At 68.5% G+C, this 13,463-nt stretch carries 17 protein-coding genes; 10 read left to right on the top strand and 7 right to left on the bottom strand.

Annotation, left to right across the window (positions count from 1 at the left end; translation table 11 throughout):
- Positions 1–99: 99 nt before the first annotated feature.
- The 5 genes from ASD42_RS17040 to ASD42_RS17020 all read right to left on the bottom strand — a co-directional run bounded on the left by ASD42_RS17040 (position 100) and on the right by ASD42_RS17020 (position 5,495).
- The gene (locus ASD42_RS17040) at positions 100–804 is read right to left on the bottom strand and encodes a hypothetical protein (RefSeq protein WP_063893668.1); all 705 of its coding nucleotides are present in this window, start codon (positions 802–804) and stop codon (positions 100–102) included.
- Positions 805–898: 94 nt separating this feature from the next.
- The gene (locus tag ASD42_RS17035; RefSeq protein WP_056817821.1) at positions 899–2,944 is read right to left on the bottom strand and encodes an ATP-dependent DNA helicase; all 2,046 of its coding nucleotides are present in this window, start codon (positions 2,942–2,944) and stop codon (positions 899–901) included.
- Positions 2,945–2,999: 55 nt separating this feature from the next.
- Positions 3,000–3,536: a DMP19 family protein gene (locus ASD42_RS17030; protein ID WP_056817819.1), complete on the bottom strand. Its 537-nt coding sequence runs from the start codon at positions 3,534–3,536 to the stop codon at positions 3,000–3,002.
- An 11-nt stretch (positions 3,537–3,547) separates the two neighbouring features.
- Positions 3,548–4,102: an isochorismatase family protein gene (locus tag ASD42_RS17025; RefSeq protein ID WP_056817870.1), complete on the bottom strand. Its 555-nt coding sequence runs from the start codon at positions 4,100–4,102 to the stop codon at positions 3,548–3,550.
- A gap of 79 nt (positions 4,103–4,181) precedes the next feature.
- Entirely contained in the window at positions 4,182–5,495 is a 1,314-nt protein-coding gene (locus tag ASD42_RS17020) for a nicotinate phosphoribosyltransferase (RefSeq protein ID WP_056817817.1), read from the bottom strand.
- A gap of 61 nt (positions 5,496–5,556) precedes the next feature.
- Here ASD42_RS17020 and clpS point away from each other — a divergent pair, with 61 nt between their 5' ends.
- The 10 genes from clpS (at position 5,557) to rdgB (ending at position 12,548) form a co-directional block, all read left to right on the top strand.
- Positions 5,557–5,904, top strand: coding sequence for an ATP-dependent Clp protease adapter ClpS (gene clpS, locus ASD42_RS17015; protein WP_056817816.1), 348 nt, complete (start codon positions 5,557–5,559; stop codon positions 5,902–5,904).
- Positions 5,905–5,926: 22 nt separating this feature from the next.
- Entirely contained in the window at positions 5,927–6,496 is a 570-nt protein-coding gene (gene aosR, locus ASD42_RS17010) for an oxidative stress transcriptional regulator AosR (protein WP_056817813.1), read from the top strand.
- 45 nt (positions 6,497–6,541) lie between these two features.
- A complete protein-coding gene (locus ASD42_RS17005) occupies positions 6,542–7,600 on the top strand; it encodes a P1 family peptidase (RefSeq protein WP_056817812.1) in 1,059 nt (352 codons plus the stop codon).
- Between the two features lie 205 nt (positions 7,601–7,805).
- On the top strand, positions 7,806–8,219 hold the full coding sequence (locus tag ASD42_RS17000; RefSeq protein WP_056817810.1) for a Mov34/MPN/PAD-1 family protein: 414 nt from the start codon (positions 7,806–7,808) through the stop codon (positions 8,217–8,219).
- 37 nt (positions 8,220–8,256) lie between these two features.
- Positions 8,257–8,532 (top strand): MoaD/ThiS family protein, encoded by a 276-nt coding sequence (locus ASD42_RS16995; RefSeq protein ID WP_056817808.1) that lies wholly within the window; start codon positions 8,257–8,259, stop codon positions 8,530–8,532.
- Positions 8,533–8,536: 4 nt separating this feature from the next.
- Complete coding sequence (locus ASD42_RS16990; protein WP_056817806.1) at positions 8,537–9,499, top strand: PLP-dependent cysteine synthase family protein; 963 nt, start codon at positions 8,537–8,539, stop codon at positions 9,497–9,499.
- Between the two features lie 71 nt (positions 9,500–9,570).
- Positions 9,571–10,257 (top strand): rhomboid family intramembrane serine protease, encoded by a 687-nt coding sequence (locus tag ASD42_RS16985; protein ID WP_082844349.1) that lies wholly within the window; start codon positions 9,571–9,573, stop codon positions 10,255–10,257.
- Positions 10,258–10,326: 69 nt separating this feature from the next.
- Positions 10,327–11,091: a cyclic nucleotide-degrading phosphodiesterase gene (locus ASD42_RS16980; protein WP_056817804.1), complete on the top strand. Its 765-nt coding sequence runs from the start codon at positions 10,327–10,329 to the stop codon at positions 11,089–11,091.
- A gap of 84 nt (positions 11,092–11,175) precedes the next feature.
- Positions 11,176–11,940 (top strand): ribonuclease PH, encoded by a 765-nt coding sequence (rph, locus tag ASD42_RS16975; RefSeq protein WP_056817802.1) that lies wholly within the window; start codon positions 11,176–11,178, stop codon positions 11,938–11,940.
- 2 nt (positions 11,941–11,942) lie between these two features.
- On the top strand, positions 11,943–12,548 hold the full coding sequence (gene rdgB / locus ASD42_RS16970; protein WP_056817801.1) for an RdgB/HAM1 family non-canonical purine NTP pyrophosphatase: 606 nt from the start codon (positions 11,943–11,945) through the stop codon (positions 12,546–12,548).
- Between the two features lie 73 nt (positions 12,549–12,621).
- Here the strand turns inward: rdgB and ASD42_RS16965 are convergent, their stop codons facing one another.
- Both ASD42_RS16965 and ASD42_RS16960 read right to left on the bottom strand, forming a co-directional pair.
- A complete protein-coding gene (locus ASD42_RS16965) occupies positions 12,622–12,969 on the bottom strand; it encodes a DUF3817 domain-containing protein (protein ID WP_056817867.1) in 348 nt (115 codons plus the stop codon).
- Positions 12,970–12,995: 26 nt separating this feature from the next.
- On the bottom strand, positions 12,996–13,424 hold the full coding sequence (locus ASD42_RS16960; RefSeq protein ID WP_056817865.1) for a hypothetical protein: 429 nt from the start codon (positions 13,422–13,424) through the stop codon (positions 12,996–12,998).
- Positions 13,425–13,463: the final 39 nt, after the last annotated feature.

The raw sequence follows: 13,463 nt of genomic DNA, 5'->3' as shown, positions 1-13,463 counted from the left end.
GACTTCGGTAGGAAAACGACATGAAAGCGGGTACAGCTGGCGGCGAACCGTTCTCGGCTATCCGAGAACGACTGCGCGACGTTGCGTGTGCGCGCCCCATCAGGCGGCTGGACGCAACGTCAGCATGGTGTCGGCGCCGTGATGGAACTCATACTCGGTCTTCTGCAGGGCGGTGGTGACACCTTTGTCGTGGAGTTCGGCGCGAAGGTGATCGATCAGGTCGTCGAGTGGGGCGCCGGTGTAGTCGAGCAGCGGGTAGACCCGGGCTTCGGTGGTGGCGACACGGGTCAATTCGAGCAGGGCTGCCAGGTGGAAATCGGCGTCGAGTCGGTCGGCGTAGCTGAACAGCAGGTGCGAGCTCAGGGCCAGATCGAAAGCGTCGTCGGGGCAGGGGAGCGAGGGCAGGGAACCGGCCAGGTAGCGGTGGGGTGCGGCGCGCACGTCGTCGGCGAAGCGGGCGGCGGCGCCGCGGCGGATCGCGGCGTGCTCGGCGGTGGAGCCGTACCAGTCCCAGCGATAGCGGTCGGCGTGGGAGTGCGCCCAGGCCACCGCGCGTTCGGTTTCGGGGGTCGCGCGGGCGGCCAGTTCGAGCGGTGGGGTGGCGTAGATGGGATCGATCGCGGTGACTTCGGCGCCCAGTGCGCTCGCCTCGGCCGCGAAACTGGCTGCGCCACCGGGACAATCGAGGACGCGGCGACCGGACAGGTCATCGTCGGAGAGATGGAACATCGCGCGGTACTCGGCCAAAGATCGTGCGCTGACCAGAAATTCGCCGAGTACCTCGCCATCGGCGTGGTGCATCATCACCACACGTTCTCACGAGTTGCGTTCGCACGCTCGCTGATTCACGAGTGTGGTCACGGCGCTTGCAGGACTCGACTTGCCGGCGCCGGGCAGGTCAGGCCGTATCGGTGAGCCGACGCAGTGCCTTCGCGACCACCTCGGGATCGCTGGTCTCCCAATACGGCGGCAGTGAAGCGCGCAGGTAACTGCCGTAGCGCGCGGTGGCAAGGCGGGAATCGAGGATCGCGACCACGCCGCGGTCGTCGACGCTGCGCAGCAACCTGCCGGTGCCCTGGGCCAGCAGCAGCGCGGCGTGATTGGCGGCCACGGTCATGAAACCGTTGCCGCCGCGCGACTCCACCGCCCGCTGACGTGCGGTGAGCAGCGGATCGTCGGGTCGGGGGAACGGAATGCGGTCCAGGATAACGAGACTCAGCGACGGACCCGGCACGTCGACGCCCTGCCACAGGGTGAGGGTGCCGAACAGTGAGGTGGCCGGGTCGTCGGCGAATTTGCGCACCAGCGCGCCCATCGAATCGTCGCCCTGGCACAGCACGGGGGTGTCGAGCCGTTCGCGCAGCGCCTCGGTGGCGGCCTTGGCGGCGCGCATCGAGGAGAACAGGCCGAGCGTGCGACCACCGGCGGCGGTGATGAGCTGTTCGATCTCGTCGAGATAGGCGGGCGAGAGGCCGTCGCGGCCCGGCGCGGGCAGATGCTTGGCGACGTAGAGGATGCCGGACTTGGCGTGGTCGAACGGGGACCCGACATCGAGGGCGTTCCAGCGCACCGATTCCACATCGGCGGGTGCGGTGGCGCCGTTGGCCATGGCCGGATCGACCTTGCCGCCCGATTGCGACGGCAGACCCCAGGTGATCGCGAGCCCGTCGAACGAACCGCCGATCTGCAGGGTGGCCGAGGTGAGCACGACCGTCGCGGTGCCGAACAGTCTGCTGCGCAGGAGTCCGCCGACCGAGAGCGGCGCCATCCGCAAGGTACGGCGGGCGACGCCGCGCATCTCGTCGGCCGACAACCAGATCACATCGCGGCGGGCAGCGGGATCGGCCTCCTCGAACGCGGTGAGGGCGCGGACCGCGGCGTCGTGCACGTCGTCGATGGCGGCCACGGCCATGGTGCGGGCGGCGGCGTTGTCGGGGTCGTCCTGGGTTTTGACGGTGCCCTGCGGTGCGATGGCGGTGCGCGCGTTCCAGGCGGAGTCGCGGACCAGGGCCAGGACCGGGGCGATGCCGTCGGGCATCTGGTCCCAGCGGCCGGGCGGGAGATCCTCGAGGGCCTGATGGAAGGCCTCCGCGGCCCCCTCCAAACGGTCTACCTCGCGTTCGTCGATCAGTTTGGTGCAGCGGCGGGCGGCGGCGCTGATCGCGGTGGCGGCCAGTTCGGCGGTGGCCACGCCGGTGACGCGGTCGACCAGCTCGTGTGCCTCGTCGATCACCACCACGTCGTGTTCGGGCAGGATCTGGATGCCGCTGATGGCGTCGATGGCCAGCAGCGCGTGGTTGGTCACCACCACGTCGGCCTGGGCTGATTCCGTGCGGGCCTTCTCTGCGAAGCAGTCCTGGCCGAACTGGCAGCGGGACTTGCCGAGGCATTCGCGCGAGCCGACGCTCACCTGACGCCAGGCGCGGTCGGTGACGCCGGGGGCGAGCTCGTCGCGGTCGCCGGTTTCGGTGTCGGAGGCCCATTCGTTGAGGCGCTGGACCTCGCGGCCGAGACGGGAGATCGCGAAGGCGTCGAACAGCTCGGCCTCGCCGCCGGTGTCCTCCGGGATCACGCTGTTGATCTTGTTCAGGCAGAGATAGTTGTTGCGGCCCTTGAGGATCGCGAACTTGGGCGCTCGGCCCAATGGTTTGGTCAGCGCCTCGGCCAGGCGCGGCAGGTCGCGGTCGACGAGCTGGCGTTGCAGCGCGATCGTCGCCGTGGAGACCACCACGGTGCGGCCGGTGCGGACCGCGTGGCGCAGGCTCGGGATGAGGTAGGCCAGCGATTTACCGGTGCCGGTGCCCGCCTGGACCGCCAGGTGTTCCTTGGTGTCGATCGCATGATCGACGGCGGTGGCCATGGTGGTCTGCCCGGAGCGTTCCTTGCCGCCGAGGGCGTGCACGGCGGTGACGAGCAGGTCGGCGACGGCAGGAAGTTCGGGCACGCTGGCAGCTTAACGGCACCCTCGGACAGGTTCGCCCGGGCGACGGCGAGCCCGTTCAGGACTCGCGGACGAAGTCGTCGATGTGGTCGCGGACGTAGTCCATGACGCGCTGTTCGAAGTCCTGGGGTTCGTTGATGTCGTAGATCTCGTCGGGGTCCTCGGCGCGGTCGCCGGTGGGGCGGCGGATCTGGTCGGGGGTGGCGAGGGTCTGGTGTTCGTCTTCCCAGAAGCGGTCGAGGTCGTCGTTCGGGGAGCTGAGGGAGGCGTCGCGGGCGGCGATGATGGCCGCGGCGGCCAGTTGGGGCATGCCCGCCGCTCGCAAACCCCTTGTTGCCCAAGGGAGTTCGCTGCGGCGGGTTTTCAGGTAGCCCGAGAATCCGGCGTCGAGGACGCTGGTGTGCAGGCTCGACAGGGCCAGCAGATGCGAGAAGGCCGGGGGGAGCTTGCCGAACGCGCCGATGCCGAGGCGCTGGAGATCGTCGGTGGCCGGGTTCGACCAGAAGACGGTGTCGGCGGCGTCGTGGATGCTGTCGGTCTCGGCGAGTGCCTTCGTCAGGGCGGATCGGGTGTGCGCCGGGAATCGATAGTCCATGCGGCAAGTATTCAGGGGCGCAGGCGCACGCCTGCATCGCGGAGGGTGGCCAGGGCGGATTCGGTCGTGTCGGGGGCGACGCCTGCGGTGAGGTCGAGCAGCACGGTGGTGTCGAATCCGGCGTCGGCGGCGTCCACCGCGGTGGCTCGGACGCAGTGGTCGGTGGCTATGCCGACCACGTCGACGGCGTCGATATTGTGGGCGCGCAGCCAGTCCGTGAGGGAGGTGCCGTCCGCTGCCGCGCCTTCGAATCCGGAGTAGGCGGCGGTGTATTCGCCCTTGGAGAAGGTTTCCTGGATGGGCGAAGTGTCGAGCGCCGGGTGGAAATCGGCGCCGGGGGTGCCCACTCGGCAATGGGGTGGCCACGAGTCGACATAGTCGGGCTCGGTGGAGAAGTGGGGGCCGGGATCGATGTGCCAGTCGCGGGTGGCTACGACCGCGTCGTACTGCTCACGGGCGACGAAGTCGGTGATCGCGGCCGCTACTGCGGCACCACCCGCTACCGCGAGCGAGCCGCCCTCGCAGAAGTCGTTCTGTACGTCCACGATTATCAGGCCGCGTGCCATGTCATCCTCCACCTTGTCGACGCGCACCATTCTCCGCTGCGGATGGCGCGGCGGCCACCCTGTCCGAAGGCCGCGCCGCTCAGCCCAGGAACGTCGTCGGCACGGCGGGCTCGCCCGCGGAGAGTTTCAGTCCTTCCCACGGCAGACTCACCAATCCGCGCGCGACCAGGTCGCGACTTTGCGTAAGGGTGGCGACGCCGTCGACGACCTTGCCGTCGCGAACCAGCGGAATCTGCAACTCACGCACCTGAAAACCGTTGGTAGCCGGTGCTTCTCCGCCCTCGGGGTAGACGATCTCCTCGACGATCGTGCCGGTGGCGCGGGCCAACCGCACGGCCTTCTTGGTCCCGCCCCGCGACTGCTTGTGACTCGACCGTTTGGCGACCGGGATGCCGTCGACTTCGACCAGCTTGTAGACCATGCCCGCGGTCGGCGCGCCCGAACCGGTGACCACCGAGGTGCCGACGCCGTATACGTCGACAGGCTCGGCCCGCAGCGCCGCGATCGCGTACTCGTCGAGGTCACCGGACACCACGATGCGCGTGCCGGTGGCGCCGAGTTCGTCGAGCTGGTCACGGACCTGTCTGGCCAACACGCCGAGGTCGCCGGAGTCGATGCGCACACCGCCCAGTTCGGGACCGGCCACCTCGATGGCCGTGGCGACGCCCCTGGTGATGTCGAAGGTGTCGACCAACAGGGTGGTGCCGATGCCGAGCGTGTCGATCTGGCTGCGGAACGCCGCTGCCTCGTGTTCGCCGTCGGCGCCGCTGTGCAGCAGGGTGAACGCGTGGGCGCTGGTGCCCGCACCGGGCACGCCGAAGCTGCGCACGGCCTCTAGATTGGAGGTGGCGTCGAATCCGGCCAGGTAGGCGGCGCGTGAGCTCGACGGCGCGGCGAGTTCGTGGGTGCGCCGCGATCCCATCTCGATCATCCGCCGACCGGCCGCGGCGCTCACCATGCGTGCGGCCGACGAGGCGATCGCGCTGTCGTGATTGAAGATCGACAGCGCGAGGGTCTCGAGGAGTACACACTCGGCGAAACTGCCGCGCACGGTCAGGATCGGCGAACCGGGGAAGTACAGCTCACCCTCGGCATAGCCGTCGATATCGCCGGTGAAGCGATATTCCCGCAACCAGTCGACGGTGGCGGGGTCGAGGAACTTCGCGACCACGGCCAGCTCGTCGGCGCCGAAATGGAAATGGGTCAGCGCGTCGAGCAGGCGGCCGGTACCGGCGACGACGCCGTAGCGGCGCCCGTGCGGCAACCGCCGGGCGAACACCTCGAAGGTGCACTGTCTACGGGCCGAACCGTCGGCCAGCGCCGCGGCCAGCATGGTCAGCTCGTACTGGTCGGTCAGCAGCGCGGTGCTGGCGAACTCGTCACGGATCTGCACACCAGAAACTCTAGTCACCGCGGGTGTTGTTTCCTGTGGGCCTCGTCGTACCCTGGTTTTCATGGCCGTGTGCAATACCGTTCGGGCCGGCGCCGTCACCGACGCTGTGAACGCCGCACTGCCGGCACCGCAGGCGACGCCGGAGACTACGGAATACACCGAGATCCTGGAGGCCGAGGACAGGCCCTGGGTCACCGTCGTCTGGGACGATCCGGTGAACCTCATGCACTACGTCACCTACATCTTCCAGAAGCTGTTCGGCTACAGCAAAGCCAAGGCGACCGAGTTGATGATGCAGGTGCACAACGAGGGCAAGGCGGTGGTGTCCTCGGGTTCGCGCGACAAGATGGAGCAGGACGTGCGTCGATTGCACGCCGCGGGGCTCTGGGCAACCATGCAGCGCGACTGACGACCTGAGTAACCTGGGCCCTGTGCGTAAGTGGAGCAGGAAGAACTCACTGAGTGGCCTCAAGCTTCGATCCGAAATGGACGAGCACGAGGCCACCGTCCTTCGCTCCCTGATCGGCGCGGTGTCCGGACTGCTCAGCGACCGCGCCGCCGATGCCCCCGAGGACGAACTCTCCGCGCTCACCGGCCTGCGTACCGGCAACTCCACCCCGCCCGACGATCCGCAACTGCTGCGCCTGCTGCCCGATTTCCACCGCGCCGAACCCGGTTCCCCCGACGCCAAGCGCGCCGATCTCAACAGTGCGCTGCGCAGCCTGCACGAGCCGGAGATCATCGACGCGAAACTCGCCGCCGGCCGGACTGTGCTCGACAGTTGCCCGGAAATGGGCGGCAAGATCGTGCTCACGCCCGAGCAGGCCGACGCGTGGCTGGCCGCGCTCACCGATGTCCGGCTCGCGCTGGGCACCCTGCTCGACATCGACGACGACACGCCCGACCATTTCGATCCGGAAGACCCGCGCGCGCCGCATCTGGACGTCTACCACTGGCTGACGTGGATGCAGGATTCACTGCTCCAGGCACTGGCTCCCTGACCCTGTCGCAGTGCAAGGATTCGCTGATCAGACAAGGACGAGACAATGCGCAGCAGCACGGGGGCACGCAACTCGATCACTGATGTCGCCGGGGTGCTGGTCGGGCATCACCAAGCCCTCGACGACGAAGTCACCCTCGGTACCGGCGCCGCGACGGGCTGCACCGTGGTGCGGGTCCCCGGCGGCGCGACAGCTTCGGTCGACGTCCGCGGCGGCGGTCCGGGCACCAGGGAAACCGACCTGCTCGACCCCGCCAACACCGTCCGCCAACTCCACGCGGTGCTCCTCACCGGCGGCAGCGCGTACGGTCTGGCCGCCGCCGACGGGGTGATGCGCTGGTCGGAGGAACACGGCGAGGGCATTCCGATGGACCCGACCGACGCGAGTCGGGTGGTGCCGATCGTGCCCGGCGCGGTGATCTTCGATCTGCCGGTCGGTGACTGGGGCATCCGGCCCGACGCCGATTTCGGATATGGCGCGGCCGCGGCGGCGTCGACCGAGTTCGCCAGGGGCACCGCGGGTGCCGGTGTCGGCGCGCGTGCGGGCGCGATCAAGGGCGGAATCGGTTCGGCGAGTGTGGTTCTCGCGGACGGCCCTGGGGCCGGGGTGACCGTCGGCGCGGTGATCGTGGCCAATCCCGTCGGGTCGGTCGTCGATCCGCGCACCGGGTTGCCGTGGGGCGTCGGCACCGACGGACCCGACTTCTTCGGGTTGCGGCAGGGGACACCGGACGAGATCGCCGCACTGGCCGCGCTACCCGCGAAGAGCATGGTTCTCAACACGACGATCGGCGTGATCGCCACCGATGCCGCCCTCGACCCGGCCGGCTGTCGACGGATGGCCGCCACCGGGCACGACGGACTCGCCCGGGCGATCCGACCCGTGCATTCCCCGCTCGACGGCGACACCCTGTTCGCGCTGTCCACCGGCGCGATCGAGGTCCCCCCGCTCCCGCTGCCACCCGCGTTTCCCACTGATCTGCTGCTGCTCGACCAGTTGTGTACAGCCGCGGCGGTGGTCGTCGAGCGCGCCGTCGTCGACGCAGTGCTCGCCGCGACCTCGATCGCCGGAATTCCTGCCTACTACGACTTGTTTCCGCGCTGATCGGCAGTCGTCGCCCACCCTCGGTCGGTGAGGCTGCGATGCAGCCCGAACCACCTGCGGACCAGCCCTTCGGCGACTTTCCGCGCCTGCGGTGACGACCCGGCCGGGACCGGAGTGCATGCCCCGCGGAATACCCGAATAGGGTGAGTCGTTGTCGAGGAAGGTGCTCGACAGCACGCATGCAGGATGTGGAAAGGGTCGACAAGTGCTGGTGATCAGGGCCGATCTCGTTGACGCGATGGTGGCGCACGCCCGCGCCGACCACCCCGACGAGGCCTGCGGCATCATCGCCGGTCCCGAGGGCAGTGACCGGCCCGAACGCTTCGTCGAGATGGTCAACGCCGAACGCTCGCCCACCTTCTACCGGTTCGATTCCGGGGAACAACTGCGCGTGTGGCGCGCGATGGACGACGCCGACGAGGTGCCGGTCGTCATCTACCACTCACACACCGCCACCGAGGCCTACCCGAGCCGCACCGACATCTCCTACGCCGCCGAACCGGACGCGCACTATGTGCTCGTCTCCACGCGCGATCCGCAGTCCCACGAACTGCGCAGCTACCGCATCGTCGACGGCGAGGTCACCGAAGAACCGGTGCGCATCGTCGAGTCCTACTGAACCCGTCCGAGAAAAGTCACCACCCCGAGGAGTCCCCATGCCGGTAACCGTGTCTATTCCGACCATCATGCGCGGTATCACCGGAGGTGAGAAGCGCGTGCAGGGCGAGGGCTCGACGCTGTCGGCACTCATCTCCGACCTCGACGCCAACCACCCCGGGCTGGCCGAGAAGCTGCTGTCGGACGGCAAGCTGAACCGCTACGTCAACATCTACGTCGACGACGAGGACGTGCGCTTCTCGGGTGGTCTGGACGCCGAGGTGCCCGCGGGCGCGTCGGTGACCATCCTGCCCGCCGTGGCCGGCGGCGCCTGACACCGTGGCCCGCTACGAATCCCTGATCGCGACGCTCGGCAACACCCCGCTCGTCGGATTGCAGAAACTGTCGCCCCAGTGGGACGGCGACGATCACGTGCGGCTGTGGGCCAAGCTGGAGGACCGCAATCCCACGGGGTCGATCAAGGACCGGCCCGCGCTGCGGATGATCGAACAGGCCGAGGCCGACGGGCTGCTCACCCCCGGATGCACGATTCTGGAGCCGACCAGCGGCAACACCGGGATCTCACTGGCCATGGCGGCCAAGCTCAAGGGTTACCGGCTCGTCTGTGTGATGCCGGAGAACACCTCGGTGGAGCGGCGGCAATTGCTGACGATGTTCGGCGCCGAGATCATCGACTCGCCCGCGGCGGGTGGGTCCAATCAAGCGGTGGCGATGGCCAAGCAGATCGCGACGCGGAATCCGGACTGGGTGATGCTGTACCAGTACGGCAACCCGGCCAACGCGCTCGCGCACTACGAGAACACCGGGCCGGAATTGCTGGCCGATCTGCCGGAGATCACGCATTTCGTCGCGGGGCTCGGTACCACCGGAACCCTGATGGGCACCGGTCGGTATCTGCGTGAACAGGTGCCCGATATCGAGATCGTGGCCGCGGAACCCCGGTACGGCGAGCTGGTCTACGGCCTGCGCAATATCGACGAGGGATTCATTCCGGAACTCTACGACGAGAAAGTGCTGACCACCCGTTTCTCGGTGGGGCCCTACGACGCGGTGAAGCGGACTCGTGAACTGGTCGGCGAGGAGGGAATCTTCGCCGGGATCTCCACCGGGGCGATTCTGCACGCCGCGCTCGGCATCGCGAAGAAGGCGCAGAAGGCGGGCAAACGGGCCGATATCGCGTTCGTGGTCGCCGATGGCGGGTGGAAGTATTTGTCTACCGGGGCATACGACGGCACGCTGGACGAAGCCGAGGAGAAGCTGGACGGGCAACTCTGGGCCTGACCGGATGCCGCCCGGCTTCGGTACGCTCTGGTCAACGGGCTGTTCGACAGTCCCTTGCCGGAGTGGAGGCGATGTCGGTGAGCGGTGGGGTGGGTGCCTCGTTCGATAACGCGAGTCCGAGCGTCGGTGCGTCGCGAGGCGGGTCGTGGATTCGGGCCGCGGTGGTGATTCTGGGCTTCGTGGGGTCGCTGTATGTGATCGAGGGCGTCGACATGGTGCTCTCCTACGATTCACCTCCCGGCGCGCCCGGCGAACTGGACTCGGCGGGGATCGAACCGCGTGAGGTGGCCGGGCTCGACGGCATTCTCTGGGCGCCGCTGCTGCACGGCGGCTGGGACCATCTGTTCGCCAACACGCTGCCGTTGCTGGTGCTCGGGTTCCTCGTGTTGCTCTCCGGGATCGGGCGGGGGATCGCCGCGACGGCGATCATCTGGGTGATCGCGGGCGTCGGCACCTGGCTCACCGGGTCGACGGGGAGTGTGCACGTCGGAGCGTCGTCGATCGTGTTCGGTTGGCTGACGTATCTGATCTGTCGCGGGTGGTTCGCGCGCAATGTGGGCCAGATCGTGGTGGGGCTGGTGATCCTGGTGTTCTACGGCTCGATGCTGTGGGGCGTGCTGCCGAGCGACCCTCGAATTTCTTGGCAGGGACATCTTTTCGGGGCGGTGGGTGGAGTGCTCGCGGGCTGGGTACTCTCGTCAGATGAACGTCGACGCCGCCGTGGAGCATCGGTCGGCCGCGCAGCACCAACGCGGTAGCCGGGGATCCGGTCTGGAAATTGGGGGGATCCTGCATTGAGTACCAGCACGTCGTGGCAGCATGGGGGCATGCGCCTTACCGTCCTCGGGTGCTCGGGCAGCGTGTCCGGCCCGGACTCTCCAGCGTCGGGCTACCTGCTGACGGGCCCCGATATGCGGCCGACAGTCATCGACTTCGGCCCCGGGATCTTCGGCGCGCTGCAGAAGCACATGAACCCCGCCGATGTCGACATCTTCCTCACCCACCTGCACGCGGATCACTGCTTGGATCTGCCCGCACTGCTGGTGTGGCGTCGCTACCATCCGAATCCGCCGACCGGTAAGGCCCTGGTACGCGGGCCGTCCGATGCGCCGTTGCGGATCGGAAACGCCTCCGCCGAGATCGGGGGCGAGACCGACGACTGGTCCGACGTGATCGACTCGCAGGCCTGGGTCGAGAACACGCCGATCCCGTTCGGTCCCGGTCACACGGTGGAAGCTCGGCGGATGTTCCACCCGCCGGAGTCCTACGGGCTGCGGATCACCGCCGCCGACGGTCGCGTCTTCGTCTACACCGGCGACACCGCGATGTGCGATGCCGTCGTCGAGCTGGCGCAGGGCGCCGACGTGCTGTTGGCCGAGGCGTCGTGGACCCATGATCCGGCGAATCGTCCTGCGGGAATTCATCTTTCGGGAACCGAGGCGGGCGAGATCGCGACCCGCGCCGGGGCGAAGGAACTGTTGCTGACCCACATCCCGCCGTGGACTTCGCGCGAAGATGTGATCGCGGAGGCCAAGGCGGCGTTCTCGGGGCCGGTGCACGCGGTATCGCCGGGCGAGACGTTCGACCTGTAGGCGCGGCGAGGATCCGCTGGCCGGGAACGCGATCATGGCGGACCTGGGGTCGTAGGTGGCGAGGTACGGGTTAGTCTGTCCAGCGTGTCTAGACGAGCTGATGGTAGGGCGGATGACGAACTCCGCGACGTGAAGATCACTCGGGGTTTCACCACGCACCCGGCGGGTTCGGTGCTGGTGGAATTCGGGCAGACGCGGGTGATGTGTACCGCGAGCGTCACCGAGGGGGTGCCGCCGTGGCGCCGGGATTCGGGGTTGGGCTGGCTGACCGCGGAATACGCGATGCTGCCCGCCGCCACGCACACCCGCAGTGGTCGGGAGTCGGTGAAGGGCAAGGTCGGCGGGCGGACGCAGGAGATCAGCAGGCTGATCGGGCGTTCGCTGCGGGCCTGCATCGACCTGGCCGCGCTCGGCGAGAACACGATCGCGCTCGACTGCGATGTGCTGCAGGCCGACGGCGGCACCCGCACCGCCGCGATCACCGGCGCCTATGTGGCGCTCTCCGATGCGGTGACCTACCTGGCCGCCGCGGGCAAACTGGCTGACCCACAGCCGATCTCGTGCATGATCGCCGCGGTCAGCGTGGGTGTGGTCGATGGGCGCGTTCGCCTCGACCTGCCCTACGAGGAAGACTCGCGCGCCGAGGTCGACATGAACGTGGTGGCCACCGATACCGGAACTCTGGTCGAGATCCAGGGCACCGGCGAGGGCGCGACGTTCCCGCGCTCGACCCTGGACAAGATGCTCGACTCGGCCTTCCACGGCGCCGAGCAGCTGTTCGCGATCCAGAAGGCGGCGCTGGCGCTGCCGTACCCGGGCGCCCTGCCCGAGCTGTCCGCGAAGAAGTAGTCGTGGCCGCGCGCGTGCTGGTCGCCAGCCGAAATGCCAAGAAGCTGACAGAGCTTCGCCGAATTCTCGACGAAGCAGGCGTGGCCGGAGTCGAATTGGTGAGCCTGAACGAGGTGCCGCCCTACGAGGAGGCGCCCGAAACCGGCGCCACCTTCGAGGAGAACGCGATCGCGAAGGCGCGTGACGGTGCCGTCGCGACCGGATTGCCTTGCGTGGCCGACGATTCCGGCATCGAAGTGGACGCGCTGAACGGGATGCCCGGCGTGCTGTCGGCCCGTTGGGCGGGTGGCCACGGTGACGATGCCGCGAACAACGCCCTGCTGCTCGCCCAACTCGGCGACGTTCCCGACGACCGTCGCGGTGGCCGCTTCGTCTCCACCTGCGCGCTGGTCCTGCCCGACGGCACGACCACGGTGGTGCGCGGCGAATGGCCGGGCACCATCGCCCGCGAACCCCACGGCGACGGCGGTTTCGGCTACGACCCGCTGTTCCTCCCCGAGGGCGGCATCGGCAGCGCCGCCGAACTCACCCCCGCCGACAAGGACGCGGTCTCCCACCGGGGCCGCGCCCTGACCCAGCTCATCCCCGCCCTGGCCGCCCTGGCCTGAGCTCGGGGAGCTGACCGTACAACGACAGCGCCGCCGCTCCGGATCACCGGGGCGGCGGCGCTTTTCGTCGAGGTCAGAGGCTGTACTGCTGCTTGATTTCCTTGGCGTTGCGGTGTTCGACGAAGAAGGACAGCAGGGGGATGGTGCCCGCGATGAGGGTGCCGACGGTGCGCCCGATGGGCCAGCGGACCTTCACGGCGAGGTCTGCGGTGACCAACAGGTAGGCGAAGTACACCCAGCCGTGCACGACCGCGATCCAGCTGGGGGTGTCGGCGCCGAAGCCGTATTTGGCGATCACCTCGACGGTGAGCAGCAGCAGCCACAGACCGGTGACCCAGGCCAGGACGCGGTAGCGCAGCAGGGCCGAGGCGATCTTGGCGGCGGGGGCGCTGCCCGCGGGGGCGGCGGAGTCGGTGTCCAGCGACGGTGCGGTGGTGTTGTTGTCGGTCACCCGGCATTCCTCTCGGGGGAGTGCAAGCCGGCGGTGCGGACCTGCGCATCGATGTCGCTGGCGTGCAGTTGCGCCAGGTACTGGTTGTAGGCGGCCGTTTCCGGGTCGTCGGACGAAGCGGCGGCGGGGCGTTCCGGCAGGATGCCCGCGGGGATCTCGCGCGGCGCCTCCGCTTTGCCCGGACGCGGCGGCGTCGGCTCGTCGGCCTCGCGTTCCAGTCGCACGAAACGCACATAGGCGAACACCGCGAAACCGGCGAACAGTGGCCACTGCAGCGCGTAGCCGAGATTCTGGCCGGTCCCCGACGACGATTCGTACCGCTCCCACTGCCACCAGGCCAGCGCCAGACAGCCCAGCGCGGCGACACAGACCAGCGCGATCAGAGCCGGACGATTGTGCGCCGGGCGAGGAGGTGGAACGGACACGCGCTCCACGGTACCCGCCTACTACAGGCTGCGTAGGAG

It is taken from the genome of Nocardia sp. Root136 (assembly GCF_001427185.1).
Classification (GTDB): Bacteria; Actinomycetota; Actinomycetes; order Mycobacteriales; family Mycobacteriaceae; genus Nocardia; species Nocardia salmonicida.
The sequence above is the reverse complement of the archived record's forward strand: the minus strand, read 5'-3'. Positions and strand labels throughout refer to the sequence as shown.

What these genes read in the sequence shown, in the direction of transcription:
- ASD42_RS17040 (WP_063893668.1), bottom strand. Translation starts at nt 804, where the DNA reads ATGATGCACCACGCCGATGGCGAGGTACTCGGCGAATTTCTGGTCAGC.
- ASD42_RS17030 (WP_056817819.1), bottom strand. Translation starts at nt 3,536, where the DNA reads ATGGACTATCGATTCCCGGCGCACACCCGATCCGCCCTGACGAAGGCA.
- ASD42_RS17025 (WP_056817870.1), bottom strand. Translation starts at nt 4,102, where the DNA reads ATGGCACGCGGCCTGATAATCGTGGACGTACAGAACGACTTCTGCGAG.
- clpS (WP_056817816.1), top strand. Translation starts at nt 5,557, where the DNA reads ATGGCCGTGTGCAATACCGTTCGGGCCGGCGCCGTCACCGACGCTGTG.
- ASD42_RS17005 (WP_056817812.1), top strand. Translation starts at nt 6,542, where the DNA reads ATGCGCAGCAGCACGGGGGCACGCAACTCGATCACTGATGTCGCCGGG.
- ASD42_RS16995 (WP_056817808.1), top strand. Translation starts at nt 8,257, where the DNA reads ATGCCGGTAACCGTGTCTATTCCGACCATCATGCGCGGTATCACCGGA.
- ASD42_RS16985 (WP_082844349.1), top strand. Translation starts at nt 9,571, where the DNA reads ATGTCGGTGAGCGGTGGGGTGGGTGCCTCGTTCGATAACGCGAGTCCG.
- ASD42_RS16980 (WP_056817804.1), top strand. Translation starts at nt 10,327, where the DNA reads ATGCGCCTTACCGTCCTCGGGTGCTCGGGCAGCGTGTCCGGCCCGGAC.